This window comes from Aeromonas molluscorum 848 (assembly GCF_000388115.1).
Taxonomy (GTDB): Bacteria; Pseudomonadota; Gammaproteobacteria; order Enterobacterales; family Aeromonadaceae; genus Aeromonas; species Aeromonas molluscorum.
Map to the genome: position 1 here is coordinate 1 of NZ_AQGQ01000041.1, position 25,977 is coordinate 25,977.

The window sequence follows — 25,977 nt, forward strand, 5'->3', positions numbered from 1 at the left end:
GGAACTGATCCACCAGGTTGTAGGTGAAAGAGTCGAAGTTATCGAGCAGGAAAATATTAGTCATGGGTCTGCTCCTTCGAAGTGCGGAACTGAGCGGCCAGAGGGCTGTAGGTGAACGAATCGAAGTTATCGAGCAGGAAGATGTTAGTCATGGCTCACATCCTTGTGTTGCTCCTGCTGGGCGCTCAGTGCCTGCAGTGAGGTGCCATGGCTGGCGGCAATGGCGGCGAGCACGGCAGCGGCTTTGGCGCGGGTTTCGTCCGCTTCGGCCTGGGGTTTGGAGTCATAGACCACACCGGCTCCGGCCTGAACATGGGCGATGCCATTTTTTACGAAGGCCGAGCGGATCACGATGCAGGTGTCCATCTCTCCAGCGCCGTTGAGATAACCGACGGCACCGCCGTAGCTGCCCCGTCTGCGCCCTTCCACCTCGCGGATAAGCTCGCTGGCCCGCAGTTTGGGGGCGCCGGTCAGGGTGCCCATGTTCATGCAGGCCTGATAGGCGTGCAGGGCATCCAGATCCGAGCGCAGGGTGCCAACGACCCGGGAGACCAGATGCATCACATGGCTGTAGCGATCCACCTTGAGCAAGTCTTTCACATAGCGGGTGCCGGGCTCCGAGATGCGGGCGATATCGTTGCGGCCCAGATCCACCAGCATCAGGTGCTCGGCCACCTCTTTTTCGTCCTGGCGCAGCTCCAGCTCGATGCGGCCATCGAGATCCAGATTGATGCTGCCATCGGGGTTGAGACCACGGCGACGGGTACCGGCTATGGGGTACATCTCCACTTCGCGGCTCTTGGCGCAGAACTTGACCGCGCTCTCCGGTGAGGCGCCAAACAGGGTGAAGCCCTCATCCTGCACATAGAACATGTAGGGGCTGGGGTTGGTCTGCTTGAGGCGACGATAGGCAGCGAGCGGGCTGGGGCAGGGCAGGGAGAAGCTGCGCGACGGCACGACCTGGAAGATGTCGCCGCGGCGGATAAAGCCCTTGAGCCGCTCGACTTCGGCGCAGAACTGCTTGTCGTTCTTGTCCACGCTCATGCCCGTCGTCAGCAGCGGGGTTGGCAGCGCAACGGCGAAATCCTGCTGGCAGGCCAGCTTGAGGGCCGTCAACCGGTCGGTCAGCCGGGCACAACGGGCGTCCAGGTCGCCTTCACCACCGAACAGGCAGGCGCTGAGTTGAGTACTCTGTTTGATGTGATCTATGGTGATCAGGGTCTCGGCCACATAGAAGCAGTAGTCGGGACAATCGTTGCTGCCCTCTGGCACTTGTGGCAGATCTTCGAAGGAGGCAATCAGGTCATAGGCAAAGGTACCCGCCAGGAAGAGCGTCTCTTTACCTAGCTGGCAGTGCAGTTCCCGTTGCAGGATGCGCAGCACGTCCAGTACGCCATAGCCCTTGAGGCGGCTATCTTCATCCAGCTCCCGATCCGAGGCGGGGAAATCCAGCACCAGTTCGCCATCGGCATCAGCCTGGCTGATGAAGGTCGGCAGGTGGGCGCGCAGCAAGGCTTGCAGCGCAGAGCCGTTGTCATTGAGGGCCCGGACCCGCACCCTGCGGCCCCGGCACTCGATGCGCAGGCAGGCATCGACCAGCAGCAGGCTCTGGGTACCCGCCTTGGAGTCTATCTCCACGGATTCGAGCAGCAGGGTGTTGGGGCTCTCCTGGCACAAGCGGGTGAACAGGGCCAGCGGATCGGCCACATAAGGGGCATTGAGCTTGAGGGCGTCAAATTCGCCCAGGGATAAACGAGTCATAAGGCCTTCCCTTGCGAGTGTATCTGGCGTGTACCTATGGAGTGAAAACAGCATGTCATGACGTTCTATTCCTTGAAATTGAGTGGGTTTTGTCCGCTTCAGTACGGTCGCCATCGCCATGTCTGTTTAATCGGTTTCATCACGCGTCCATTTACCGGATAATAAAAAAGCCCGCTGGGGTCAGCGGGCTTTTTCTTTGTGTTCTTTATTTGCTGTCAGATTACAGGTACAGCAACGACCACACGCCCGCATGTCAGGGAATGTGCCACCACCAGTTTGCGTTCAGGGTGAGTGTCGTTTGCATGATAGAGTCCTGTGACTGTCATTCGAGTAGATGCCCTTGGCATCGAAGTGCCTACAGAAAACGATAAAGCGGCGACCAAGTCAAGTCGCTTTTGCCAATTCGCCCTGAACCATGTGAGCGAGATAGCCGATGCGATTCGATCTGCACTGCCATACCACAGCCTCAGACGGTGTGCTGGCACCCCGGGACCTGGTGCGCCGCGCCGCCGAGAAGGGGGTGGAGGTGTTGGCGGTCACTGACCACGACACCCTCGCCGGACTTGACGAGGTGCGCGCCACCATCGCCGCCGAACAGCTGCCGCTGCGTCTGGTGAGCGGGGTCGAGATCTCCACCGCCTGGGAGCATAACGAGATCCATATAGTGGCGCTGGGGGTGGACGAAAAAAATCCGTTGTTGATGGATTTTCTTGCGGCCCAGCTCGCCCGGCGCGAGGCCCGGGCCCAGGAGATTGGCCGACGTCTGGAAAAATGCCTGATCCCCGGCACCTATGAAGAGGCCAAGCAGTTGGCTGGCGACGCCGCCGTGACGCGAGCCCACTTCGCACGCGTGCTGGTTGCCCGCGGCATTGCCGACAACATGCAGAAGGTGTTCAAGAAATACCTGAGCCGGGGCAACAAGGGTTATGCGCCGGCCGATTGGCCCGAGATGGCGGCGGCGATAGCTGTTATCCACAGTGCCGGTGGCCTGGCCGTGCTGGCCCATCCCAGCCGTTACGATCTCACCGCCAAGTGGATCAAGCGTCTGCTGGTGGTGTTCAAGGCCGCAGGAGGGGATGCCATGGAGGTATCCCTGCCCCAGCAGAGCCCGGGGGAGCGCGCCAATCTGGGCCAGTGGGCAAAGGATCACGATCTCTATGTGTCGGTTGGTTCTGATTTTCACTTTCCGTCCAACTGGACCGAGCTGGGTCGTCATCTCTGGCTGCCCAAAGAGGGTACGCCGCTCTGGCTCGCTTATCCGGGCCATTTCGGACTCAGCAGCGATGAGCACCAGAGCTTGCTGGCGAGCCGGGCGACCTGAGCTGCCAGCCTCCGGGCCCCGTGCTAAAGTGGCTATTGTATTGATGGCAGGATGAGCCTGCCCTATTCCGGGAGGAATATATGACTCAGCATTTCTATGTACATCCAGACAATCCCCAGGCCCGTCTCATCAGCCAGGCGGTGCAGATCATTCAAAATGGTGGCGTCATCGCTTATCCCACCGATTCGGGCTATGCCCTCGGCTGCCACATGGGTGACAAGGGGGCTCTCGAGCGGATCTGCCGCATCCGCCGCATCGAGCCCAATCATGACTTCACCCTGGTGTGCCGGGATCTCTCCGAGATAGCCACCTATGCCAAGGTGGACAACAGCGCGTTTCGTCTGCTCAAGAGCAATACCCCGGGTGCCTATACCTTCATCTTCAAGGCGACCAAGGAAGTGCCCCGTCGGCTGATGAACGAGAAGAAGAAGACTATCGGTATCCGGGTGCCAGCCAACAACATTGCGCTGGCGCTGCTCGAAGCGCTGGGTGAGCCGCTGCTCTCCACCACCCTGATCCTGGCGGGATCCGACATGGCGGAGTTCGATCCCGAAGAGATCGCAGACAAGCTCGGCAAGCAGCTGGACCTGGTGCTCAACGGCGGTTACCTCGGCGAGCAGCCGACCACTGTGGTCGACTTCTCCGACGAAGACCCCGTGGTGCGCCGTCGCGGCGCCGGAGATCCCACTCCGTTTGAATGAGGCCAGCGCGCCATCCCATGAGATGGAGGAGATGACGACGAGGGTGGCCGCGGCCATACCCATCGCGACTGTACTGGGGCAGCCCTATCATGAGCTGCCCCAGGATCTCTTCATCCCCCCGGATGCCCTTGAGGTATTCCTCGAGACCTTCGAGGGGCCGCTGGATCTGCTGCTCTATCTCATCCGTCGTCAGCAGCTCGATATTCTCAACCTGCCGATCCTGCAGATAACCACCCAGTACATGCGCTATGTAGAGCTGATGCAGGGGTTGAATCTGGAGCTGGCAGCCGAATATCTGCTGATGGCGGCCTGGCTTGCGGAGATAAAGTCCCGCCTGTTGCTGCCCAAGGCGCCCGAGCTGGAAGACGAAGAAGAGGGGGAAGATCCCAGGGTCACCCTCATTCGTCGCCTGCAAGAGTATGAGCGTTTCAAGCATGGTGCCGAGCGGCTCGATGGCTTGCCCAGGGTGGAGAGGGAGATCTTTATTGCCGCCGCTCTGCCACCGGATTTTGGCGATCTCAAGCCGCTCTCGCCCGATGTCTCTCTGGTCGAGCTCGCCCTCTATATGCAAAGTGTGGTAAAACGCGCGACGCATTTTGAGCATCACCAGATCCGCCGTGAACAGATCCCGACTCGGGTCCGTATGGCAGAAATTCTCGCCTTGCTCTCCCTGGGGCAGACCTTGCAGCTGGCGGATGTGCTGCGGGCCGAAGAGGGACGCATGGGAGTGCTGGTCAGCTTCCTCGCCCTGCTTGAGCTGTGCAAGGAGCAGTTGATCTGGATCTTGCAGGCCGAGCCCCTTGGCCCTCTCCATTTTGCCCTGGCGAGCCAGATAGAAGAGACGAGCGGACATGAGCACTGAGTCAATCTGGCTGAATCTGCCCATCGCGGCACCGGCAGAGGCGGCCATCATCCCCCTGGCAGGAGGGGGGCCGGGAGCCATCGGCATCATCTGCACGCAAGAGTTCATTAATTCGCCAGCCGACTTGTGGTATGCTGCGCCCCGCGATTTTTGTGGGGTGGTCATCCCTGGCGAATGCAACATCCTAAGCCCGGAGGAGAGCGGTCATGGCCCTGCCTGCTGAACGGCTCAAGACCCTGCTCGAGGCGGCCCTGTTCGTGGCGGGTCGGCCCTTGACGGTGAACGAGCTCAAGGGCAGCGTGCTGGCGGATTATCCGGTGACCAGTCGCTATGTGCAGCTGCTGCTGGCCGAGCTGAAGCAGGATTACAGCGAGCGGGGGGTGGAGCTCAAGGAGGTCGCCTCCGGCTGGCGCTTTCAGGCGCGCCAGGAGTATGCCGAAGAGCTCTCAAGACTCTGGAGCGAGCGGGCGCCGCGTTATTCGCGGGCCGTGCTGGAGACCCTGACGCTGATTGCCTATCGCCAGCCGATAACGCGGGCCGAGATCGAAGCCATCCGAGGGGTGGCGGTCTCGAGCCAGATGGTGAATACCCTGAAAGAGCGTGGCTGGGTGCGCAGCATAGGCCACAAAGAGGTGGTGGGTCGGCCCGAGTTGCTGGCCACCACCCGAGAATTTCTCGATTATTTTAATCTGCAGAGCCTGGAACAGCTCCCCGAGCTGGATCCAGAACTGGATCAACCCTTGTCCACCATGCTGGGCGAGGAGAGTGGCGCCCATTGAGTGAGCCGGTCGGGTGATTCGACCGGGCTGCTGGATGTGGTGAACGCAGTGTCTTAATCATTGAAGCGGTGCCGGATCCCCGTAATGGGATCCGGCACAGTCATTACCCTTGCCCGGCATGCCGGACAGGGAACAACAATCAGGTAACCCCGATGAGTGAAAAACTGCAAAAAGTGTTGGCCCGCGCGGGTCACGGGCTCCCGTCGTGAGATGGAGGCCCTGATCACCGCAGGTCGGGTCAGTGTGGATGGCAAGGCTGCCACACTGGGAGATCGCGTCGAAGTGAACGCCGTGATCCGGGTTGATGGTCATCAGATCAAGACCCGTGCTGCCGAAGAGCAGATCTGCCGTGTGCTGGCCTATCACAAGCCAGAAGGCGAAATGTGTACCCGCCACGATCCGGAAGGTCGTCCGACCGTGTTCGATCGTCTGCCCAAGATGGATGGTGCTCGCTGGATAGCGGTCGGTCGTCTGGACGTCAACACCTCAGGCCTGCTGCTGTTCACCACCGATGGTGAACTGGCCAACCGCCTGATGCACCCGAGTCACCAGGTTGAGCGTGAGTACGCGGTACGGGTGTTCGGCGAGATCACCGAAGCCATGCTGCAACGCCTGCGCAAGGGGGTGCAGCTTGAAGATGGCCTGGCCAGGTTCAACAAGATCAAGGCGGCCGGTGGTGAAGGCTTGAACCAGTGGTTCAACGTGACCCTGACCGAGGGGCGCAACCGTGAAGTGCGTCGCCTGTGGGAATCTCAGGAAGTGCAGGTGAGCCGCCTGATGCGTGTGCGTTACGGGGACGTCACCCTGGATCGCGGCATCCCCCGTGGTGGCTGGAAAGAGCTCAAGCTGCAGGAGGTGAACTACCTGCGCGGTCTGGTTCACATGAACTACGAGACCGAATCCAAGGTCGATCTGCAGCAAGAGGGCAAGAGCACCCGTCACAAGCAGGCAGCCCAGATCCGCCGTGCCGTCAAACGCCACAAAGAGCTGCAAGGCCAGGAGCCCCGCGCTCGCACCGCGAGCGCCCGTCGCAAGCCGACCTCCTCGACCCGCAACTCGGGTACCGGCAGTAAATAAGCCGCCGCAGTCATTCTGACTGATGAGAAAAGCAGGGCCCGCACTCACCAGTGCGGGCCTTTTTGTTTATGGGGTAGTCCCCGAGCTCGGGTAGCGGCCTCCTCACCCCCTGGCTTGAGAGCAGGGAAGGTTGCCTCGGCTCTGGCTCCTTGTTAGCCTTTGGCTATCGGATACAGGAGAAACTAATGAGCAAGGTACTGGATGAGCTGCTGGCACTGCTGGCGCTGGAGAAGATCGAAGAGGGCCTGTTTCGGGGCCAGAGCCAGGATCTCGGCCTGCGAGCCGTGTTTGGCGGGCAGGTCATGGGGCAGGCGTTGTCCGCCGCCAAGCAGACGGTGGCCGCCGATCGTCAGGTACACAGCTTCCACTCCTATTTTCTGCGCCCCGGGGATGCCAATCGCCCCATCGTCTACGACGTGGAGAACATCCGCGACGGTCAGACCGTCTCCACCCGCAGGGTCAAAGCCATTCAGGGCGGCAAGCCCATCTTCTACCTCAACGCCTCGTTTCAAGTCGAGGCCGAGGGCTTCGAGCATCAGATCAGCATGCCGGAGGGGATCACTCCCCCCGAGTTGCTCAAGAGCGAGCTGGAGCTGGTGCGCCCCTACGAGCATCAGATCCCGCCCGCCTTGCGTGACAAGATCCTGTGTGAGAAACCCCTCGAAATTCGCCCGGTGACCCTGGTCGATCCGATCCGGCCGGACGTCCACGAGCCGCTGAGGCATGTCTGGTTCAAGGCCAATGGCCAGATGCCGGACGATCCAAGGGTGCACAAGTACCTGCTGGCCTACGCCTCCGATTTCCACTTCCTGTTCGCCGCCCTGCAACCCCACGGCGTCTCTTACTGGGAGCCAGACATACAGGTGGCCACCATAGACCACTCCATGTGGTTCCACCGGGACTTCCGGCTCGATGACTGGTTGCTCTACGTGGTGGACAGCCCGAGCGCCAGTGCCGGCCGTGGCCTGGTTCGCGGCCAGTTCTTTACCCGGGATGGGGTACTGGTGGCGAGTACGGCCCAGGAGGGGGTGATCCGCCGCCGGGGAAGCAAGCCATAGTCGCTGGCAGAGTACGCACTGCGCTCTGACACTGGGTAGCGCAACCTGGCGAAGGGGGGCATAGATCCAGGCCGGGCACCGACACCATGGCCTGGGACGGCGTCTGGCCTTCGTTCAACCGCAGCCCCATCTCTCGCTAACCGCTGATTGAGGCAAGCTTCTCTCAGATGCTTATCCATAAAAAACGGAGCCATTGGCTCCCGTTTTTACTTGCCCGTCAAGGGTCAGGCGGCTTCAGATCGCGATGCGCTATCACTCTGGGCGAAGCGATCGGCCCAGAGGGCGATGACGCCGTCACCGGTCACATTGCAGGCGGTGCCGAAGCTGTCCTGGGCCAGGTAGAGGGCGATCATCAGGGCGATGGAGGCTTCGCCGAAGCCGAGCATGGAGGTGAGCAGGCCCAGCGCCGACATGACGCCGCCCCCCGGGGCGCCGGGCGCCGCTATCATGATGACCCCAAGCATCATGATGAAGGGCAGCATGGTGCCATAGCCCGGGATGGCCAGATGCTCGGAGAGGTACATGACGGCCGTGGCACAGGTCACCAGGGTAATGGTGGAACCGCACAGATGGATGGTGGCGCACAGGGGCACGGTAAAGTTGGCGATCCCCTCGCTTACTCCATTCTGACGGCTGGCGCGCAGGGCTACCGGTATGGTGGCGGCGCTGGACATGGTGCCAAGGGCCGTAAAGTAGGCGGGCAGCATGTTTTTCAGCAGCATGAGCGGCGAGCGGCCAAGGGCCAGCCCGGTGCCGACGAACAGCACGCACAGCCAGATCCAGTGCATCAGGATTGCCATCACCAGCACCACCCCGAAGGTCTTGAGGGTCGCAAAGACGGTGCCCTCTACCGTCATCTCCACGAACACACCGGCGATATAGATGGGCAGCAAGGGAATGATCACCCGCGCCAGCAGGCGGTCGATGATGTCGCGACCCTGATCGGCGATGCGACGCAAGTCAGTGGCCTCATTGGCGCTGATGCCGATCCCGAAGATGAAGGCGGCGGCCAGGGCCGACATGACCCCGAACAGCGGCGGGATCTCCATGCTGATATAGGAGATCAGTTTGCTGGCAGGATCCGCGCTGGCGGTGGCGGCCTCGGTCAGGGTCGGGATCAGCCGACTGGCCAGGGTAAAGGCGAAGGTGCCCGCCAGAATGGTGGAGCCATAAGCCAGGGCTACCGTCTTGCCGAGCAGCTTGCCCGAGTTCTTTGGCAGGCTGGCGATACCGCTGGTGATAAAGAACAAGATGATGAGCGGTATGGTAAAGCCAATCAGCTGACCGACCACCGTCTTGGCGGTGAACAGCAGACGGGCGACCCAGTCGGGAGCATAGAGGCCGAGCAGCAGACCGGCGAGGATGCCAGCGAGGAGTTTGAGCACGAGTTTCATGGGCAGATCCGGTGTGAGTGTCTGATTTGTTATTGTCTTCTGAATTTAGTGCGGCTTTTTAACACATATACAGCCTTATGTCTGTCTATGCCTTGTTATGGTGGTGTTAAGTATTGTGAAGATGGCATCTGTCCAATAATTGCCATTGCTCGCCAAGTGCCGGGATTACCTGGCACTGGCCTGCCCAGCGAGGGGCGAGGTGGAGGGGATAGCGGCGGCGCGCTATTTCGTCGGGGAGAAGTGAATTGGTGACGGGGTTGATAAACCTCATCCCCCTATTATCAGGAGCCCTTGCGCAGCAGCAGATGACGCCAGGCTTGAGTCGCGGGCTTGGGAGGCAGTGGCGCTTGCCATTGACGGACAAGGTGCAGCGAGAGCGAGGCCAGCATCTCCAGCTCATCGGCGGCCATGCTGGCCTCTGTATCGAGGGGGTCAGTCTCCTCTGGCGGCGCGAGTCGCTCGCCCTGGGGCACGTTGCAATAGAGGATCCCCCCCGTCTTGAGCAAGCTGGCCAGCTTGGCCAGCATGGCAAAACGCTGGGAGGCGGGCAGACAGGGGAGCAGATCGCAGGCCCAGATGCCATCGAAGGGCACCACAGTGTGCAGCGTGCTGATGTCGCCGACCCGCACCGGTAAATCCCCATGACGCGATGCGCGCCTGGCCATGGCCAGATCAAGCTCGATGGCGCTCACCACATAACCGCTTTGCTGGAAATGGCGGGCATCCTCTCCCTCACCGCAACCTGCATCGAGCAGATGGGCGCCTGGGGTCAGCACCTGACAGATGCAGTGATAGAGGGGCGCGCGGGCGGACAGCACGAGAGGGGTTGCAGGCGACATCGGGAGCTCGGGGTAATAAGGGAGAAACCCATGGTAGCAAGGGGAGGGGCCGAGGGCCAGATCCCGCATGGGATCTGCCCGGCGCGGATTGCCGCGGCGCAGCCTCGATCTCAGTCACGTCGCGCAGGCATATGGTGCAGCTGCAAGAAGAGACAATCGAGCAGGTAGTCGGCCTCCTTGGCCAGATCGACACGCTCGGGAAAGTGCAACCAGTTGAGAATGTAGCCATCCAGGGTGCAGTGCAGCAGGGTAGCGGCTCGGGCCAGATCGAGATCCGCGGGCAGCTGGCCTTTGCGCACGCCGTTGGCGAGGGAGCGCTCGAGATCTTGCGCGAAGCGGCGCGACTCTTTGTGAATGTGCTCACGCAAGGTAAAGGCCTCCCCTTCAACCTCTATGGTCTCCAGGCTGTACATGATGGTGAACATCTGGCGATGGCCAGGTTCCCGGGTGATCTTGAGCAGGGCGCTGTGCAGAAACAGCCGCAGTCGGCCGAGGGGATCCGGCTCCTCCGGATTGAGGCTGGCATCGAGCTGGTGGGAGAGGGGCTGGCACAGCTCCTCCCACAGGGCGACAAACAGCTCCTCCTTGTTCTTGAAGTGCCAGTAGATGGCGCCCCGGGTCAGATCCGCAGCCTTGGCGATATCGGTCAGACTGGTCTTGGCCAGCCCCTGGCGGCAAAACAGATCCAACGCCATGTTCATGATGTGGCAGCGGGTCTGCTGGGCTTCTTCTTTAGTGCGTCTGACCATCTTGTTTCGCTTAGTCCAAAAAGGGTGAGGATAATAACAAAAACCAATATACATACATTCATGAATGTATGTATATTGCCCCATCTTGACTGATTTTACCAATGGGGGGCTTATCGCCCCCTGAATGGTTGTTCGTAAGCAGACAGAGGATCAGGTGCTACATGCATAAAAATAAAATTGCCCGTTCGGTCGGACTAGCCTTGTTAGCGGCAGGATGGCTGGCTGGCTGCGGTGATAAAGAGGCAGCCCAGGCCCCCGGCCAGATGCCCCCCACCGCCGTGGAAGTGGCCACGCTGCACACAGCCCCCTTGCAGCTCACCACCGAGCTGACCGGCCGCACCGCCGCCCTGCGCATTGCCGAAGTGCGCCCCCAGGTGAGCGGCATAGTGCTCAAGCGTCTCTTTACCGAGGGCTCGGACGTCAAGGCCGGCCAGCTGCTCTATCAGATTGACCCCGCCATTTATCAAGCCAATGTGGCCAGCGCCAAGGCCAATCTGGCCAAGGCCCAGGCCAATGAGCGCAGTGCCCGCCTCAAGGCCCAGCGCTATGGCGAGCTGGCCAAGGTCAAGGCCATCAGCCGTCAGGAGTTTGATGATGCCGATGCCGCCTGGAAGCAGCAACTTGCCGAGATAGGCGCCGCCAAGGCCGCGCTCCAGAGCGCCCAGATCAACCTCGACTACACCCGCATCACGGCCCCCATCAGCGGGCGCATCGGTCGCTCCGCTGTGACCGAAGGCGCGCTGGTCACCGCCCAGCAAGCGGCGGCCCTGACCACTATCCAGCAGCTCGACCCCATGTACGTGGACGTGAGCCAGTCCACCGCCGATCTGCTGCGCCTCAAGCGTCAGGTCGAGGCGGGCAAGCTGACCTCGGGTCAGGCTGACAACGCCAAGGTGAGCTTCCTGCTCGAAGATGGCAGCGCCTATGGTGAATCCGGCGAGCTGCAGTTCTCCGATGTCAGCGTGGACGAGACCACCGGCATGGTGACCCTGAGGGTCATAGTGCCCAACCCGCAGCTGCTGTTGCTGCCCGGCATGTTCATGCGCGCCACCTTGAAAGAGGGCGAGCGCAGCCAGGGCCTGCTGGTGCCCCAGACGGCCGTGACCCGGACTCCCAATGGGGGCGCCACTGTCATGGTGGTCACCCAGGACAACAAGGTCGAGCTGCGGGATATTCACATCAGTCGCATCGTTGGCAGCAATTGGGTGGTGGAGTCCGGTCTCAAGGCAGGCGAGCGGGTCATCGTTGCCGGTCTGCAGAAAGTCAGGCCCGGTGCCCAGGTTACCCCTAGCGAGCAATCCGCTCAGGCGCAAGCCACCCCGGCCAACAAGTAGGATGGAGTAGTCGCCTCATGGCACGATTTTTCATAGACAGACCCATATTCGCCTGGGTGATCGCCTTGGTGATCATGCTGGCAGGGGGGCTGGCAATCCTGACCTTGCCTGTCTCCCAGTATCCCACCATAGCGCCGCCGGCCGTGGGGATCTCGGCCAGCTACCCGGGTGCTTCCGCCAAGACGGTGGAAGACTCGGTGACCCAGATCATCGAGCAGAACATGACGGGGCTGGATCACCTGCTCTACATGTCATCCCAGAGCGATTCGGCCGGCAACGTGTCCGTCACCCTGACCTTCAAGCCGGGCACGGATCCCGACATCGCCCAGGTGCAGGTGCAAAACAAGCTGCAACAGGCCATGTCACTGCTGCCGCAAGAGGTGCAACAGCAAGGCATCCGGGTGCAGAAGACCTCCAGCAGCTTCCTGATGGTGGCGGGCTTCATCTCCAGCGATGGCAAGATGAGCAACGATGATCTCTCCGATTATGTGGTGAGCAACATCAAGGAGCCCTTGAGCCGCCTGGACGGGGTGGGTGACATTACCCTGTTCGGCAGTCAGTACTCGATGCGGGTCTGGCTGGATCCGCATCGCCTCAACCGGGTGCAATTGACCCCGGCTGACATTCAGGCCGCTATCCAGAGCCAGAACGCCCAGGTGGCCTTCGGTAAACTGGGGGGCACCCCCTCGGTGAACGATCAGCAATTTACCGCCACCATCATGGGCCAGACCCGGCTCTCGACCGTGGAGGAGTTCAACAACATACTGCTGCGGGTCAATCAGGATGGCTCCAAGGTCCTGCTCAAGGACGTGGCCAGGGTCGAGCTGGGCGGCGAGAACTATGACGCCGAGGCGCTCTACAACGGCCAACCTACCTCGGCCATCGCCATCAAGCTGGCAACCGGTGCCAACGCTCTGGATACCGCCGAGCATGTGAAGGCCAAGATAGACGAGCTCTCCCAGTACTTCCCGGCGAACATGAAGGTGGTCTATCCCTATGACACAACCCCCTTCGTGCAGATCTCCATCGAGGAGGTGGTGCAGACCCTGATTGAGGCTATCATCCTGGTGTTCTGCGTCATGTACCTCTTCTTGCAGAACTTCCGGGCCACCCTGATCCCGACCATAGCCGTGCCCGTGGTACTGCTGGGGACCTTCGGGGTCATGGCGGCGTTCGGTTTCTCCATCAACACCCTCACCATGTTCGGCATGGTGCTGGCCATCGGCCTGCTGGTGGATGACGCCATCGTGGTGGTGGAGAACGTGGAGCGCCTGATGAGCGAGGAGGGGCTATCCCCTCTGGAGGCGACCCGCAAGTCCATGGATCAGATCACGGGTGCCCTGGTGGGGATTGCCCTGGTGCTCTCCGCCGTGTTCGTGCCCATGGCCTTCTTTGGCGGCTCAACCGGCGCCATCTATCGCCAGTTCTCCCTGACCATCGTCTCGGCCATGGTGCTCTCCGTGCTGGTGGCCTTGATCCTGACCCCGGCCCTGTGCGCCACCTTGCTCAAGCCGATGAAGCATGGCGAGCACGCCAGTCATCGCGGCCTGTTTGGCTGGTTCAACCGGGTGTTTGACGCCGGTGCCGATCGCTATCATCGCGGCGTGGGCAAAGTCATCAAGCAAGGGGCGCGCTACAGCATCATCTATCTGGGGATGCTGGTGGTGCTGGCCGTGCTCTTCCTGCGCCTGCCGACCTCTTTCCTGCCGGAAGAGGATCAGGGGGTCATCATGTCCATGGTGCAGCTGCCGGTCGGGGCGACCAAGCAGCGTACCGAGGCCGTACTGGCCGAGATGCGTGACTACTTCCTCGAAACGGAGAAAGACAATGTCGACTCTGTGCTGACGGTGGCGGGTTTCAGCTTCGCCGGTAGCGGCCAGAACAGCGGCATGGCGTTCATCAAGCTCAAGGACTGGAAAGAGCGTGACACCCCCGAGCGCAGCGCCAATGCCATCATAGGCCGCGCCATGGGGTATCTGTTCAGCATCAAGGAGGCTCAGGTCTTCGCGTTCAACCTGCCTCCCATCCCCGAGCTGGGCACGGCCACAGGTTTCGACTTCTTCCTGCAAGACCGAGCTGGTCTGGGTCATGAGAAGTTGATGGCGGCCCGCAACCAGCTGCTCGGCATGGCGGCGCAGGATCCCAATCTGGTCCGGGTTCGTCCGAACGGGATGGAAGACACGCCCCAGCTCGACATCAAGATTGATTACGAGAAGGCCCTGGCCCAGGGGCTGACCGTCAGCGACATCAACAGCACGCTGTCGGCGGCCTGGGGCTCCTCCTATGTCAATGACTTCATGGACCGCAACCGGGTCAAGAAGGTCTACATGCAGGCGGATGCTCCCTTCCGGATGAACCCGGAAGATCTCAAGCTGTGGTACGTGCGCAACGGGGACGGCAAGATGGTGCCCTTCTCGGCCTTCGCCACGACCCAGTGGAGCTATGGTTCACCCCGCCTTGAGCGTTACAACGGCGTCTCCGCCATGGAGATTGTCGGTGAAGCTGCCCCCGGCAAGAGTACCGGTGATGCCATGGCCGCCATCGAGCAGATGGTGAAACAGCTGCCCGAGGGAATAGGTATCGAGTGGACCGGGCTCTCCTTCCAGGAGCGTCAGGCGGGCTCCCAGGCACCTGCGCTCTACGCCATCTCGCTGCTGGTGGTCTTCCTCTGTCTGGCGGCCCTGTATGAGAGCTGGAGCATCCCCTTCTCCGTCATGCTGGTTGTGCCGCTTGGGGTATTGGGCGCCATCATAGCGGCGACCCTGCGCGGCCTGGAGAACGATGTCTACTTCCAGGTCGGCCTGCTCACCACCATAGGGCTGTCGGCCAAGAACGCCATCCTGATCGTCGAGTTCGCCAAGGAGCTCTATGACAAAGGCATGAGCCTGAGTGAGGCCGTGCTGGAGGCTGCACGGTTGCGTCTGCGGCCAATCCTGATGACCTCGCTCGCCTTTATCCTGGGGGTATTGCCGCTTGCAATCAGTACCGGGGCGGGGGCCAGCAGCCGTAACGCCATCGGCACCGGCGTCATGGGCGGCATGATCAGTGCCACTGTGCTCGCCATCTTCTTCGTGCCGCTCTTCTTCGTGCTGGTGATGCGTTACTTCACCAAACAGAAGGGCGGGCAGGCAGAGCCTAAATCGAACGAGCAGGCATAAGCCGTTAAGGCCAATCAAATGGCCGTCACCTTGAGGTGAGGGCGTGACAGACAAAAGAGGGAGGCCTGTGCCTCCCTCTTTCTATTGGCGCCATGCCGCCAGGTGTTGCATGGGTGTTCACGCCATCTTTACGTGGCTGGGGCATAGAAAAAGGGCCACTTCTTGCGAAGTGGCCCTTTCCAAACGTTTGGTGGGCTGGGGGGATTTGAACCCCCGTCCAAAGCAGCTTTACCAATTGAACTATAAGGCTTTTTTCACTTCACTTCTGAATTTGGATCGGGATTGGCGCTTTTGCTGTCTGGCCATCGTACTCGGAAAGGTAGGATCCATAGTGCCGAAATAGCATTTCCGGCCCCTTGTGCCCCATCTGGCCAGCGAGCCAAAACAGGTTGCATCCACGGCTGATGTTGGCCGTCGCGTAGGTGTGCCTAGTCTGGTAGAGGTGGCGATAGCGAACACCGGATCGCCGGAGTGTGTAGAGCCATGCTTTCTTCCTGATCGGCTCGGCCCCGGGCCATGGCTTGCCCAGCTTGGGGTCTTCAAAAACGAGCTCTGAACGCATGAAGGTGAAACGCTTCTGGCTGTTCAGTGCGGCAATAGCCTCCTTGGTCAGCTCGATTATGCGGGTGCCGGCTCTTGTCTTGGTGCTTTTTGTGATGCCGACAACCGTGGCACTGGAAACTGCGACCGTGTTACCGATCCAGTCTATCGATGACCAGCGCAGGGCGCAGATCTCGGATGGCCGCATCCCCGTGGCAAAAGCAAAGGCGAACAGGCTAGCCCACTGTTCGTTGATGTTCATGGCTGTGTTCAAGATCGCTTCCACCTCTGCCGGGGTGAACGGGTCTACGTCCCTAACTACCCGTTCAGAAGCTGAATCCACGTCCAAATATCTGGAGACCTTGACCAGTGATACAGGGTTCGCCTGCAGTAGCCCATCTGTCACGGCTTCATCTATGGAGCTGCGCAAGAATGACAGACGGTTGCGCGCTGTCTTGGCTGATGAGTCACTCTTGATCAGCCAGTTTTTCACCAGGGCGGGGGTGAGGTCGGAGACAGTTACCTGGTGTAAATCCGCCAGAGCCGTGTAGCACTTGCGGTACCCGACCATAGTTGACGGGCTAAGCCCTCGGACTTCACAGCGACGGATGTACTCGTTCAGATAGTCAGCCACCTTTGCGGCTATGGATGCGCCACCGAAGATCCGCAGTTTTTTAGACTTCGGAAAGTAGTCGGCGTAGGCGAACTGGTCTCGCTCTATCTTGCCCTGGATCTCACCAAGCAGGCGCGAGGCATAGCGCACGTTGGCGGCGGAGTTTGGTAGGTTGGAAATGGGCTCGCGGCAGCGAACCCCCTTGAAGGTAAAGGTGATGTTGATGGTGTCGCCGCGCAGTGTCACGCCGCGTGGGAGCTGTTTTTCATTGCCCACTTAATTACCTCTGCGATGTTAACCCAGCGCTCCTTGGCCCCGTCAACATTGACTATGTGGATCCCCAACTGCCAGATGCCTCGCTGGATGCGCTTGTTGATGGTGTCGCGGTCGGTGATTTCGATCGTGCTCAGGTAGGTACTGAGCGGTATGGCGTCAGGCATTCTCATTATGATGAGCTGGCCCTGGATCTGGTTTTTGGCGGGGTCGGTTGTTGTTCCCATGGTAGTTGGTCCTCGTTAGTCTGGTGATTTCATCCCGGCCCGCTCGGTTGTAGAGGAAGCATTCGACTTGCTTCCTGCTACTCACCGCCTGGTCAAGGCGGTATTCCCCGAACGCCGGGCGTTTGAGTTGGTGTTGGTTTGCCAGCCGGCCGATAGCTTGTGCGCTGACCCCCAGCTCCTTGCCCAGCTCGGTGGCGCTCCAGAGCTGGCCGGTTACCCTGGGGGCTTCGATAGGCAGATCGAAGTGAGCCAGGATGCGGCCGATCTCGGCGAGCTTGGCCGATCGGGAAAGGGTGGGGGAGCGAACGGTGCTGACCAGATCATTGAGCAGCTGGCTGTCTTGGTCGATGGTCAGTTGAAGTTGTTGCATGGCGTGGCCCTCCTGTTCTTGAGGATGGGGCGCCAATTGGATTGAAGGAAGGGCCGTCATTTGAGCTCCTGGAAATTTGGGAACTCAAAGCTGGTTCTCTAGCTATGCCCTCCAGCCCCGATACCCGATAAAACCAGGATTCCGCACCTGCCGAAATGGCAGGACCGGGAGATGGGCAATCAGGATCTTTAGCTGGGGGTTATCTGGCTGGCTGTCGATAGTGACTTTGGCTCCGGGGTTGATGCGCATGTATCGATCCCGTACATCTGTAGCTTCTTCTCGGGTCAACCCAGGTTGGATGATGGGCTTTCTGTAGCGCATGGCTCACCTCCGAAGCCTTTGGTGGCTCTGTGTCTGCAATATGTGAATCTTGCGGGCCGCGGCTTCGGCGGTTTGCCGATCACATATCGTGCCTCCTGGGAGGACGAACATGTCGGGCTGCTTGGGATGAGGCATGACGATGCCAAACCCAATAACTACTGCACCGCAGTAGGGGCTCTCTGTCTTTTGCATGAAGGTCCTATGAGTTATCCACCGATTCTGTGTGGCCATCGGTGGATTGTTTGGGGGTATCAGGCTACAGCGCTGATGGGCTCTGCTCCGGCAAGTAGCAGGGTTGATTCACTGGGGTTGAGAGTAATGGTAATGGGTTGGTCTTCGGTTGCTGAAAATAAAAAAACCGGCACGAGGGCCGGGGTTAAGTGGAATGGTCAGCAATTAATGACAGTGCACATCATAGGTTTCTGGGGGTTATGCCCACTTTGAGCGAATCTTTGATTCAAATATATCTAGCATTGCTAGGTGTCGAGCTACCTCGACAAACATGGCTTCTGGGGTAATGTCATTGAGTAGCAACTTGAAGCAAGCAACGGTATTGGCACGCTCTTGCCACTGTTCGCTGCATTCGACTTGATATAATGCTTCATAAGCGGCTTGATGCTGTATATCTCCCTTCAAGTCACAGGCATAGTAGTTGACGGCAAAACGATGTCCTTCACGACCATCGAGAAACAACACCACATCAGAGTCACTTACCCAGTGCTTAAAGCCGAATCGTAAAGCGGGGTAACCATACCAAGTGTTTATTTTTGTACTGACATTAAGTTCTTGTTCGCTGAAGTGTTGTTCCAGATAACGTACGCATTGAGTTTGCAGATCCCTGACCACACTGTTCTTCATATCCTGTATTTGCTGAATCTCGTTGAGATGGGAGAGAACAAAATTTGTGGTAGGAGTTGGGATATCGGATACGGCCATCAATGACTCCAGATGCAATAGAAACTCGCGCAGTAGGATAAGCCACTTGTTAAACGGGGTGGTTACGAAGGCTTGTCCTAGCTTGGGAGATAGGCGGTTTAGAAAATCGTGGTAGGCAACACCATACCAACCGATGGGTGATTTGCCTGAGGGAGATAGCACCAATAGCAGCTTCCGTTTGTCTCTGTAGTGCTTCGCAAGAAACGCCTCATAGTCGGAAAATGGGTTATTTTGGTGATGCCATATCTTGTTCTCAAGTGCCATGACCCATTCTTCAGATTCGAGCAGCAGGTCCAGCCTGCTGTTGGTATGGGTCGTGACCTCCCGTTGGGGGTCATTGATCAGTGATGCCGATAATTGCGCCCCTTCAGGTAGGCATTCCAGCAGGGTTTCAAGCACTAGGCTATCTAGATTGTGATCCGCATTCGGGCATAAGAAAAAGGCGAGCAGGTCACTGATTGGATTTTCATAGTGTCCTCTAGCCCCAATGGAAAAGAGATTAGGTTCTCGTTTAACGGGGGTAGGCACCATGCTAAGTTCGTCAAGCAACGAACGAAGGAGTTCTAATTTCATGGCTACTGTGTAAAAAATGAATGGGTGGCGTTAATGTAACCCTCATCATTAATGAATACGAGAGAACCATCTCCGTACAAGTATCGCTATCCGGTACCAAGTTTGTTGTCTTGTCCTAAATTTCCTCAAGTAGGGCGTAGGGCTACGGCGGTTGTGAGTTCGATAACAACCAGCTGGACTTGAACGCTGTTGGTTTTGGCTTGTTTGGTCATATTGGGTCCTTGTTCAAAACAAAGCCCGCTGCTTAGCGGGCTGATATAGAGGGGTTATGCGGCTTTCTTGGTACTGAGCCCAAGCCGGTCAACGTTTTTCTGGTAGATGCCAGATGCTGACTTCTTCTGTTCAGTGGTAAGGCGGGGGCCCAGCTGGCTGACTTCGGCGACAAGTGCTTTCATCTCAAAGCCCGACTGAGCGAGATCCATCTTGAATAGGATATCGGCGAGTAGGTCTTCTGCTTCGAGATCCTTCGGCTCATCATCTTGTTCGCTTTGACCGGGTGCTCCCTCTGTGGAGTTAGCCGTTGGCTCATGCTTGGTGGTGACCACCTGCGCCTCTCCTTCGATCACTTGTCCCTTCTGTTGTTGGGCACGCCGTTCCGCTGCTCTGCGTGCGAGGTCAGCTTTCGCGTCTGCACCGCCTTGTGGGCCTTCACCTCGAGGTGTTACGTCGATCTCTTCCAGCTCATCGACCGAGTAGACCCCCAGGATAACGTCTGGCGTGTAGAGACGCGCCCACCGTTTCACACCTAAATAGGCAAGTTGCTGTTTTGGGTCATCCGCCCAAAGGGTGGAGTTCCGGGTTCGTGCCTGCTGTAACAGCAGCGTCACCTCGCGCGTCTGACCGCTGGCAAGATGCGCAATGACCTTGACTCCGCACCCTGCCTCATCCGCAAAGGTCCAGTCAGGTACGCGATACTCAACCGGTTTCCCATCCTTCTCTTTTCGGATGACCTTGAATTTGCCGATCACTCGTTCCCACGGCCCGAAAAACTCGTAGTCAAAGCGCCCCTTGATCGCACCAGAGTTGACCACCACGGCGTTGACTAACTGTGCCTCATAGCCAAGTGTGCCATTAACCAGGTGGGTTTTCTGGGCGACAGGGAAAGGGTTCATTCCCCATTGGATTGCCTGCAGGCAAATGGCGAAGCAGTCAGCCTGGTTACCGCGTAAATGCTGGGGAACGGTTGTCTTACCGCTTGCCATCATTGTGGCCATCTTGTCGATACTCGCCATGAAGTCGACGTTCATCATCAGGCTGAGCATGTTGGCTTGGCCGCGCTCATTGGCCAATACGGGGTTGGTTTCTTGGTGTGCTACTTGGTTGCTCATCATGCTGCCTCGCTACCAAAGAGATTGTCTGGGAGGGCGTCAAGCGGTTGTTCCACATCAGGGACTTGAGTTGGAGAAAAACCACTTTCATCCTCATTGAGGGTGCTGCGCTCGGCGTTTGCTTGATATGTCGGGACTATGATTTCGCCCATACCATCATGACCTGGCCAGTAGTTGTCTTGGCTCCAGCGCACAACGTTTCGTACTGCCATATCGCGCAACTCGATTGCACGGCGCTGGTCCTCTTGGCCGTAGTAGTAAACGCCGACCAGGATGGGTTTGAACACGTCCCGACCCAGGGGGCCGTCTTTCTCGACTGCGACAAATACAAAGCTCGGCTTGTGGCCAGTCAGGGTTTCATAGCCATCACAGTAGTGAGCGTCCTGTATGTGGTAGTTGTGGGCGCTGCCATCACGTGCGAAACCGCTGGGGCTGGCATTGCGTACAAACTTCAGATCAACCAGAACGTGATCGGGGCGCATCCAGTCTGGCCGGCACTTGAGCAGAGCTTTGGTTTCGGGGTGATGCCAGTAGAGGCTTGACTCCGCTACCCCTTCATCCAGCAGCACCGCAGCTTCAGGATGAGCCAAGACCGCCTCGCGATAACGCAGGGCGTGCTGATACTCATTGGCCGTCAACACCTCGCGGCCGCCTGCCTCTTGCATGAATTGCTCTTTGACCTCTTCAAGGAGAACTGCATCGGGGTTGAAGGTACGGATCCGCTCAGTCATTTCAGCCTTGGTGCCATTCAGAGGGAGAGGGGTCGGCAGAGAATGGATATGGGCCGCACGCTCTGCTTGCTGGATGCCCAGCAGGGCATAGTTCTCGAGCACTGCTTGATAGCCACCTGATGTTTTAATGGGCTTGGGCAGGCTGTCGTTGTGAGCTTTGATACAGGCTTTGAGCGCGGTGGCTGTTCGCTTGTCATCTTCTCCCAGGGTTTGGAATGCTTCGGGCAGCATTTCATAGGCTGCTTCGTATTCCCCCATGCTTTTGCCTGCGTCAATGGGCTTTGGCAGTTTGGCGTTATGTGCCTCGATCGCCTGGATCAGTTCCTCGACTGCAGGCTTCTGCTCGAGGTCATCGTTGTAGGCCTGAATGATGGCCTTCATCTGTTCGGCACCACTGATGGCATCTTCTGGCCACTCAGGTTCAACAACGAATTCGCTGTTGAAGTCCTCAAACTCCAGCACGACCTTGTGCAGGATCCGACCTTCACGTAGTGCTGCAGTGAGCTTCTGGTCGTTACCTTCTACTTGGTAGTAGTGATAGTGCTGGCCAGATACCAAGGCCCAATCCAAGCCGCTCTTAGATAAACCTGGCCCACCGTGGTAGGCCTCGCCGGGGATCCCGGGGTAAATGCCAGGGCCCGCAGGCTCGAACTTGGTAACAACAGCTTCGGCAATCTGGGTTTTCTGGTTGATGTTTTCCATGGTTGGTCCTCGTTTGTTAAATAGTGCGTCCATGGCAGCCAGCGCCTTATCCATAGCGTTCGCTTTGGCTTGGTCCATGCGAGCCCTGAATTCGGTGATGATGCGAAATTGACGTTGGTTGATGATGTGGAGCGGAATGGGTGGCCCAACGAGCACAGGCTTTGGAACGTTGCCTGACATCGGTTCAGGCTCTGGCCCTCGCTCGGAATAGCGATATTCGATGCCAAGGGACATGGCTAAGACTCCGTTGATGCATCTACTGGGTGTTGCTCCGCCACTTGGCCGGCCGTCAGCCAGATGAAGTGGGTTGAGAGCTCGGGGTGCTGTGCGATCAACAGCAGGGTGCCTCCGCCAATCTCCCGGTAGTTCAGCTCGTAGTTCTTGAGCGTGGTGGCTGGAATGCCCAGCATGTCGGCGAACTTCGGCCGGCTCAGCCCTAAGCGCTCCCGCAGTTGGCGCAGGCGCTTGCGGCATTCGTCATTGAGTTGGGGGATTGCCTGGTTGTTCAGTTCGGTATGCTTTTTCATGGTTGGGTCCTTTGGTGGTTCTGGTGGCTACTTGTTGTTGCGACTTGCTGAGATGCGATCCACCATCCAAGCCTCAACTTCGGATTCGATGAAGGCGACTGTCCTGGCGGATAAGTGGATTGGCTGAGGAAAATCTTTCTTGTTGATCAGGTCGTAGATGCTGGACTTACAAAGTCCTGTTTTCTTGGTGACTTCACGCATTCGAATGAAGCGAAGAGGGACTGGCTCATTCGAGGGGCATTTCTCAGTTTGGTCTTTCATATCTAGGGCCTCGTGATATGTGGCTATCAGAAGGTGGTGCTGTTTTAGCAGAACCGTCTTGGGATACAGGCTCGCAAGCCGGCACCCTGTCACCTTCCTGCCCCACATTCCGGTTTGAACGGGTTAGCGGGGATCTGCCGGGCCAGCAGATTACGAGCGGTGACGGCCCAATCCAGGTTGTTAAAGAGCGAGCTCAGCCGAATTTGGCGTGAGCGAAGCCAAAGCATCCTTGCGGTGCTTGAGAAAGAGACTTTGGCTACGGCGCTATCAGGGAAGCGCCAGGCCCGGGTCAGACGGCGTTGCGGTGGAACTCAGCGCGCCAGTGGAGGAGGGCGCAGTGCTTGGGTATGCCAGTGCGTTTCTGGGCAGCTCGGGCTGCAACGATGTGGTGTTGCTCGGCGGCCAACATCGCCAGGTGCAAACGCTGCTTAAGTGCGCGACGGCGGCCGGCATTGCCGTTGAATCGATCCACGATGCTGATAATGATCTGGTCGGCGCGATGCGCGGCTCTGGAAAAAATGCTCTTGGTCATGGTACATTTGCTCCTGTTGACGGGTAGGTCCTCGTTAACACCAGCCCGCTTTGGCGTGGTTGGGTCCTGTTGCTGGGGTTGGTCCCCTGGCAATATGACTAGGGGTGGTACCCTGGTCCTTCGAAGCCCGCCTTGTGCGGGCTTTGTCGTTCTTACGCGCTGGTCAGGCGCCTTCTACTTTTTCCCTGGTTAGGGGCGGGTCCTGTTGCTGGCGGTCATAATTCATTTCAACCGGTTGAGCACTGAGGCAATGCTCATGCGGTTGAGTGCTCCCGCACTCGGCGAGAGCGACTTGTTACGCTGCTGCTTGCAGGCAGCCTGCACGGGTCCGGTGTTCCTTACCTGCCTCGGTTTTGACGGTGTAGAACAGGCCGCCACCGCAGCGCTTGCCGAGATCAGTGATATCGGTGATCACGGCCGGAACGGTGACGCGGGTCCGAGGGTTGGTGTACTGCACAGGGTCATTCACTTTCATGGTTGGTCCTCTGGTTTGGTTCCAATAGGCTTTGAATTTCGCCTTTATCGTTCTCTCAAGAGGACGATGTGCAAACTGTAATCTCAAGAGAACGAATGGTCAATATCGATCTCTAAAATAAACGATGTTTTTTATGAACAACAAAAAACCCGCCGAAGCGGGTTGATGCGATCTGTATTGAGAAGGGCAGTTATGGGTTACTTGATTTCGCTACGTCTCAGTTCGGAAAGCTTGCCTAGTACAGTCGCCTCACTGGCTGTGACTGTCCCAAGCCTCGGGTCATCAACCCCGTATACCCAACCATCAATACCGGCCATAGCTCTCAGCAGCCGAGCCTGGCCACTCTTCGACAGCTGGATCAGCATGACTGCACCATCTTCTGGAGTACGTTCAGCCAAGTTAATGATGCAAATGTCACCGGCAACTATCCCAGACTTCGATAGATGATCGTTGCTGGATTCTATAGCAATGCTGTGGCTTTGGTTCTCGGCCACCACATACCTACCACTATCCATGTTCGGCATCATATCGGTGGCCAAGTTCTCCACATCGGAGAGAGTCCATACAGGGACTTTGTCTGAGTTGAATTGAATATCGTTTAGTAGGTCACCACTACTACGGCCCGAGTAAAGCCAAATAGGGTCAACTTTTAACACCTTTGCGATTGAGATCAGGGATGAAACGCGCATTTCGCGGTTCGGGTTATTGATGGTGTTGCTGATCACGCTCTTGGATAAGCCCGTGCGTCGCGCAAGCTCAGACATGCTGATACCTAGCTCTTGCAGCTTCTCTTCAAGGCGTTGTCCAAATGTTTTCATCAATAACCTCTCGTTCTCTTTAGAGACTAAATTGTAATTCTGTTGTCGATCTCTTTGGGAGACGTTGATGATTGACATCGTTCTCTGTGGAGGACATTATTTGCATGCATTTACGCCACAGGACCCGACCAATGAAGAAACGCGAAGTGATTGAGTATTTCGGCAACATGGCTCGCGCTATGAAAGCTATCGGCATATCCCGCAGCCTCGCCGTGAAGTGGGGTGACGTGATCCCTGCCCAGCATGCAGTCAGCTTTGTTATCGCCAGTAATGGTGAGCTGCGCCTGGGGCTAGAGGATTACCCCCTGAACAAAGAGCAGGAACAAACCACTCAACAGGCTGCCTGACCACCGGCCTTCACTACCGCACCAAGAGGACCAACTCCATGGGACGCCCAGCATTATCTGATCACGAAAAAATGGATTCTATTTCACCACTCCGCGTGCGTGGCAACCCTGCTCAGCGCCGAGTGTGGCAAGAGGTCGGGGCCGAGCTGCAGATGACCGAGACCGCATTCGCGCGCACCTCGCTGCTGATCCTGCTCAAGGCCATATCACAGCACGAGCCACAGATCCTGGCGAGAGCCGTCAAACGGGCCAATCGGAGCCTGCTCGAGCAGGGGTACCCGCCCGTGACAGTCGAGGAAATACTGGATGGATCCGGTTTACCCGAGCGTGGCCTCCTGCAGTTCACCTCAGAGGATGAGGCGACATACAACGAGGAGCGCCCTCTGCGCCCCCTGCAAAAACTCATCAAATTCATTCTCGGGAGGTAACACCGTGACTACGAAATCCAGGCCGTCACGTCCGGCATCGCAACACGTCAGTGATCGCGACAACATCATCTTGAAGGCCGTGATCCATGAACTGGCGCTTGAGTTGGATACCGCACTTATCCCGACTGCGCACGCCGCCGGTACCGATCGGCAGGCACTGCGCCTTGCCCGCGAGCTGCAGACCCGCACTGTTGAGCGTGCAGAGGCATAACCCAGCGCATAATCACTATCTGCCCGCCTGACCAGCGGGCGTTTTGAACCAGGACCTGACCAATGACCAATCCAACCATGGCCCGTGGGGGCCACCCCTTGCCGCACGATCTTGGCCACTGCCCGCAGTGTGGTAGTGAGCTGCAATCTGGTACTGACGATCGCACATTTGAGTGCCCCGCTTGCGAGTATACCGAGCAGGAGATGGCAGCATGAGCATGCTACTGATGGCTAAGGCTATGAGCATCAAAGTGGGGAACCCATTGCGAAAGCTTGTTCTGATCAAGTTGGCGGATAACGCCAGCGACACCGGTGAGTGCTGGCCGTCATACCAACACATTGCAGATCAGTGCGAGATCTCCCGGCGCTCAGTGATCATTCATATCGACGCAATGTGTGAAGTGGGGCTTCTGACAAAGGAGTCCCGAGTCGGTCCCAAAGGAAAGCGATCCAATGTCTATGTGCTCACGTTAGATGGTGCAGGAGCTGCACATCCAGAGGTGCAGGAGATTCACCAGGGTAGTGCAGGAGCTGCACTAGGGGGTGGTGCAGGAGATGCACATAGAATCAGTCACTCTTTAGAACCAGTCATTGATCCAAAGATCCCCCCTGTATCCCCCCAGGGGGAAAAACGCCCCGTAAGCGAAACTCCGCGTCGAGGTACCCGTTTGCCGAACGACTGGGTGCTTCCAGGCGAGTGGGGGAGGTGGGCTATCCAGGAAACAGGGCTCC

At 58.3% G+C, this 25,977-nt stretch carries 26 protein-coding genes and 2 pseudogenes; 12 read left to right on the forward strand and 16 right to left on the reverse strand.

All coding sequences use genetic code 11. The features are described from left to right. Together G113_RS20990 and G113_RS08125 are read right to left on the reverse strand one after the other, a co-directional pair. Nucleotides 1–64: pseudogene (locus G113_RS20990) on the reverse strand (anthranilate synthase component II); the annotation flags it as partial. A gap of 80 nt (nt 65–144) precedes the next feature. Beyond that, nucleotides 145–1,761, reverse strand: coding sequence for an anthranilate synthase component 1 (locus G113_RS08125; RefSeq protein WP_005898670.1), 1,617 nt, complete (start codon nt 1,759–1,761; stop codon nt 145–147). Between the two features lie 433 nt (nt 1,762–2,194). On the opposite strand from G113_RS08125, the gene rnm reads away from it, so the two are divergent. The 6 genes and pseudogenes from rnm to tesB all read left to right on the forward strand — a co-directional run bounded on the left by rnm (nt 2,195) and on the right by tesB (nt 7,559). After that, on the forward strand, nt 2,195–3,082 hold the full coding sequence (gene rnm, locus G113_RS08130) for an RNase RNM (RefSeq protein WP_005898671.1): 888 nt from the start codon (nt 2,195–2,197) through the stop codon (nt 3,080–3,082). Nucleotides 3,083–3,162: 80 nt separating this feature from the next. Then, nucleotides 3,163–3,783 (forward strand): L-threonylcarbamoyladenylate synthase, encoded by a 621-nt coding sequence (locus G113_RS08135; protein WP_005898673.1) that lies wholly within the window; start codon nt 3,163–3,165, stop codon nt 3,781–3,783. Between the two features lie 22 nt (nt 3,784–3,805). After that, nucleotides 3,806–4,645 (forward strand): segregation and condensation protein A, encoded by an 840-nt coding sequence (locus G113_RS08140; RefSeq protein WP_005898675.1) that lies wholly within the window; start codon nt 3,806–3,808, stop codon nt 4,643–4,645. A 206-nt stretch (nt 4,646–4,851) separates the two neighbouring features. Then, nucleotides 4,852–5,424 carry an SMC-Scp complex subunit ScpB gene (gene scpB, locus G113_RS08150; RefSeq protein ID WP_005898680.1) on the forward strand — a complete coding sequence of 191 codons (573 nt, stop codon included), beginning with the start codon at nt 4,852–4,854 and terminating at the stop codon, nt 5,422–5,424. Between the two features lie 152 nt (nt 5,425–5,576). Further along, nucleotides 5,577–6,501 (forward strand): annotated as a pseudogene (gene rluB, locus G113_RS08155) (23S rRNA pseudouridine(2605) synthase RluB). A 185-nt stretch (nt 6,502–6,686) separates the two neighbouring features. Next, on the forward strand, nt 6,687–7,559 hold the full coding sequence (tesB, locus tag G113_RS08160) for an acyl-CoA thioesterase II (RefSeq protein ID WP_005898684.1): 873 nt from the start codon (nt 6,687–6,689) through the stop codon (nt 7,557–7,559). Nucleotides 7,560–7,783: 224 nt separating this feature from the next. On the opposite strand, the gene G113_RS08165 is transcribed toward tesB, so the two are convergent. The 3 genes from G113_RS08165 to G113_RS08175 all read right to left on the reverse strand — a co-directional run bounded on the left by G113_RS08165 (nt 7,784) and on the right by G113_RS08175 (nt 10,541). Continuing rightward, a complete protein-coding gene (locus tag G113_RS08165) occupies nt 7,784–8,953 on the reverse strand; it encodes a dicarboxylate/amino acid:cation symporter (RefSeq protein ID WP_005898685.1) in 1,170 nt (389 codons plus the stop codon). 281 nt (nt 8,954–9,234) lie between these two features. Next, entirely contained in the window at nt 9,235–9,792 is a 558-nt protein-coding gene (locus G113_RS20225; protein ID WP_161618905.1) for a class I SAM-dependent methyltransferase, read from the reverse strand. 110 nt (nt 9,793–9,902) lie between these two features. Next, nucleotides 9,903–10,541: a TetR family transcriptional regulator gene (locus G113_RS08175; protein WP_005898689.1), complete on the reverse strand. Its 639-nt coding sequence runs from the start codon at nt 10,539–10,541 to the stop codon at nt 9,903–9,905. A 161-nt stretch (nt 10,542–10,702) separates the two neighbouring features. Here G113_RS08175 and G113_RS08180 point away from each other — a divergent pair, with 161 nt between their 5' ends. Together G113_RS08180 and G113_RS08185 are read left to right on the forward strand one after the other, a co-directional pair. Continuing rightward, on the forward strand, nt 10,703–11,875 hold the full coding sequence (locus G113_RS08180) for an efflux RND transporter periplasmic adaptor subunit (RefSeq protein ID WP_005898691.1): 1,173 nt from the start codon (nt 10,703–10,705) through the stop codon (nt 11,873–11,875). A 17-nt stretch (nt 11,876–11,892) separates the two neighbouring features. Then, entirely contained in the window at nt 11,893–15,033 is a 3,141-nt protein-coding gene (locus G113_RS08185; RefSeq protein ID WP_005898694.1) for an efflux RND transporter permease subunit, read from the forward strand. A 259-nt stretch (nt 15,034–15,292) separates the two neighbouring features. Here G113_RS08185 and G113_RS08190 read toward each other — a convergent pair whose 3' ends face one another. The 11 genes from G113_RS08190 to G113_RS08245 all read right to left on the reverse strand — a co-directional run bounded on the left by G113_RS08190 (nt 15,293) and on the right by G113_RS08245 (nt 24,338). After that, nucleotides 15,293–16,462 carry a site-specific integrase gene (locus G113_RS08190; protein WP_040319032.1) on the reverse strand — a complete coding sequence of 390 codons (1,170 nt, stop codon included), beginning with the start codon at nt 16,460–16,462 and terminating at the stop codon, nt 15,293–15,295. Next, nucleotides 16,429–16,626: a hypothetical protein gene (locus G113_RS08195; protein ID WP_040319037.1), complete on the reverse strand. Its 198-nt coding sequence runs from the start codon at nt 16,624–16,626 to the stop codon at nt 16,429–16,431. The genes G113_RS08190 and G113_RS08195 overlap by 34 nt, the downstream gene beginning before the upstream one ends. Continuing rightward, nucleotides 16,619–17,056: a hypothetical protein gene (locus tag G113_RS20500; protein WP_080741116.1), complete on the reverse strand. Its 438-nt coding sequence runs from the start codon at nt 17,054–17,056 to the stop codon at nt 16,619–16,621. Before G113_RS20500 ends, G113_RS08195 begins: the two co-directional genes overlap by 8 nt. A 750-nt stretch (nt 17,057–17,806) precedes the next feature. Next, a complete protein-coding gene (locus tag G113_RS08210; RefSeq protein WP_005898706.1) occupies nt 17,807–18,886 on the reverse strand; it encodes a PDDEXK-like family protein in 1,080 nt (359 codons plus the stop codon). A gap of 266 nt (nt 18,887–19,152) precedes the next feature. Further along, nucleotides 19,153–20,217: a RecT family recombinase gene (locus G113_RS08215; protein ID WP_152435989.1), complete on the reverse strand. Its 1,065-nt coding sequence runs from the start codon at nt 20,215–20,217 to the stop codon at nt 19,153–19,155. Continuing rightward, nucleotides 20,214–21,881: a PD-(D/E)XK nuclease-like domain-containing protein gene (locus G113_RS08220; RefSeq protein ID WP_005898711.1), complete on the reverse strand. Its 1,668-nt coding sequence runs from the start codon at nt 21,879–21,881 to the stop codon at nt 20,214–20,216. The genes G113_RS08215 and G113_RS08220 overlap by 4 nt, the downstream gene beginning before the upstream one ends. A 2-nt stretch (nt 21,882–21,883) precedes the next feature. Next, nucleotides 21,884–22,174, reverse strand: coding sequence for a helix-turn-helix domain-containing protein (locus tag G113_RS08225; protein WP_005898713.1), 291 nt, complete (start codon nt 22,172–22,174; stop codon nt 21,884–21,886). A gap of 27 nt (nt 22,175–22,201) precedes the next feature. Continuing rightward, on the reverse strand, nt 22,202–22,435 hold the full coding sequence (locus tag G113_RS08230; RefSeq protein WP_051106573.1) for a helix-turn-helix transcriptional regulator: 234 nt from the start codon (nt 22,433–22,435) through the stop codon (nt 22,202–22,204). Between the two features lie 289 nt (nt 22,436–22,724). Beyond that, nucleotides 22,725–22,967, reverse strand: coding sequence for a hypothetical protein (locus tag G113_RS08235; protein WP_005898717.1), 243 nt, complete (start codon nt 22,965–22,967; stop codon nt 22,725–22,727). Nucleotides 22,968–23,262: 295 nt separating this feature from the next. Then, nucleotides 23,263–23,442 carry a hypothetical protein gene (locus G113_RS08240; protein WP_005898719.1) on the reverse strand — a complete coding sequence of 60 codons (180 nt, stop codon included), beginning with the start codon at nt 23,440–23,442 and terminating at the stop codon, nt 23,263–23,265. Nucleotides 23,443–23,639: 197 nt separating this feature from the next. After that, nucleotides 23,640–24,338: a helix-turn-helix domain-containing protein gene (locus G113_RS08245; protein WP_005898721.1), complete on the reverse strand. Its 699-nt coding sequence runs from the start codon at nt 24,336–24,338 to the stop codon at nt 23,640–23,642. A gap of 53 nt (nt 24,339–24,391) precedes the next feature. Here G113_RS08245 and G113_RS08250 point away from each other — a divergent pair, with 53 nt between their 5' ends. The 4 genes from G113_RS08250 to G113_RS08265 form a co-directional block, all read left to right on the forward strand. Further along, nucleotides 24,392–24,607 (forward strand): Cro/CI family transcriptional regulator, encoded by a 216-nt coding sequence (locus G113_RS08250; protein WP_005898724.1) that lies wholly within the window; start codon nt 24,392–24,394, stop codon nt 24,605–24,607. Nucleotides 24,608–24,759: 152 nt separating this feature from the next. Then, on the forward strand, nt 24,760–25,035 hold the full coding sequence (locus G113_RS08255) for a hypothetical protein (RefSeq protein ID WP_236611732.1): 276 nt from the start codon (nt 24,760–24,762) through the stop codon (nt 25,033–25,035). 4 nt (nt 25,036–25,039) lie between these two features. Continuing rightward, nucleotides 25,040–25,246 (forward strand): hypothetical protein, encoded by a 207-nt coding sequence (locus tag G113_RS08260; protein ID WP_040319034.1) that lies wholly within the window; start codon nt 25,040–25,042, stop codon nt 25,244–25,246. A gap of 211 nt (nt 25,247–25,457) precedes the next feature. Continuing rightward, on the forward strand, nt 25,458–25,977 hold a 520-nt coding region (locus G113_RS08265; RefSeq protein ID WP_005898728.1), incomplete at its 3' end, for a helix-turn-helix domain-containing protein.

Coding starts and splice junctions, on each gene's coding strand:
- tesB (WP_005898684.1), top strand. CDS start 6,687: ATGAGCAAGGTACTGGATGAGCTGCTGGCACTGCTGGCGCTGGAGAAG.
- G113_RS08220 (WP_005898711.1), bottom strand. CDS start 21,881: ATGTCCCTTGGCATCGAATATCGCTATTCCGAGCGAGGGCCAGAGCCT.
- G113_RS08225 (WP_005898713.1), bottom strand. CDS start 22,174: ATGAAAAAGCATACCGAACTGAACAACCAGGCAATCCCCCAACTCAAT.
- G113_RS08180 (WP_005898691.1), top strand. CDS start 10,703: ATGCATAAAAATAAAATTGCCCGTTCGGTCGGACTAGCCTTGTTAGCG.
- G113_RS08255 (WP_236611732.1), top strand. CDS start 24,760: ATGACCGAGACCGCATTCGCGCGCACCTCGCTGCTGATCCTGCTCAAG.
- G113_RS08135 (WP_005898673.1), top strand. CDS start 3,163: ATGACTCAGCATTTCTATGTACATCCAGACAATCCCCAGGCCCGTCTC.
- G113_RS08185 (WP_005898694.1), top strand. CDS start 11,893: ATGGCACGATTTTTCATAGACAGACCCATATTCGCCTGGGTGATCGCC.
- G113_RS08250 (WP_005898724.1), top strand. CDS start 24,392: ATGAAGAAACGCGAAGTGATTGAGTATTTCGGCAACATGGCTCGCGCT.
- G113_RS20225 (WP_161618905.1), bottom strand. CDS start 9,792: ATGTCGCCTGCAACCCCTCTCGTGCTGTCCGCCCGCGCGCCCCTCTAT.
- G113_RS08240 (WP_005898719.1), bottom strand. CDS start 23,442: ATGAAAGTGAATGACCCTGTGCAGTACACCAACCCTCGGACCCGCGTC.
- G113_RS08140 (WP_005898675.1), top strand. CDS start 3,806: ATGGAGGAGATGACGACGAGGGTGGCCGCGGCCATACCCATCGCGACT.
- G113_RS08215 (WP_152435989.1), bottom strand. CDS start 20,217: ATGATGAGCAACCAAGTAGCACACCAAGAAACCAACCCCGTATTGGCC.
- G113_RS08125 (WP_005898670.1), bottom strand. CDS start 1,761: ATGACTCGTTTATCCCTGGGCGAATTTGACGCCCTCAAGCTCAATGCC.
- rnm (WP_005898671.1), top strand. CDS start 2,195: ATGCGATTCGATCTGCACTGCCATACCACAGCCTCAGACGGTGTGCTG.
- G113_RS08210 (WP_005898706.1), bottom strand. CDS start 18,886: ATGAAATTAGAACTCCTTCGTTCGTTGCTTGACGAACTTAGCATGGTG.
- G113_RS08230 (WP_051106573.1), bottom strand. CDS start 22,435: ATGAAAGACCAAACTGAGAAATGCCCCTCGAATGAGCCAGTCCCTCTT.
- G113_RS08235 (WP_005898717.1), bottom strand. CDS start 22,967: ATGACCAAGAGCATTTTTTCCAGAGCCGCGCATCGCGCCGACCAGATC.
- G113_RS08245 (WP_005898721.1), bottom strand. CDS start 24,338: ATGTCAATCATCAACGTCTCCCAAAGAGATCGACAACAGAATTACAAT.
- scpB (WP_005898680.1), top strand. CDS start 4,852: ATGGCCCTGCCTGCTGAACGGCTCAAGACCCTGCTCGAGGCGGCCCTG.
- G113_RS08165 (WP_005898685.1), bottom strand. CDS start 8,953: ATGAAACTCGTGCTCAAACTCCTCGCTGGCATCCTCGCCGGTCTGCTG.
- G113_RS08175 (WP_005898689.1), bottom strand. CDS start 10,541: ATGGTCAGACGCACTAAAGAAGAAGCCCAGCAGACCCGCTGCCACATC.
- G113_RS20500 (WP_080741116.1), bottom strand. CDS start 17,056: ATGCAACAACTTCAACTGACCATCGACCAAGACAGCCAGCTGCTCAAT.
- G113_RS08195 (WP_040319037.1), bottom strand. CDS start 16,626: ATGCCTGACGCCATACCGCTCAGTACCTACCTGAGCACGATCGAAATC.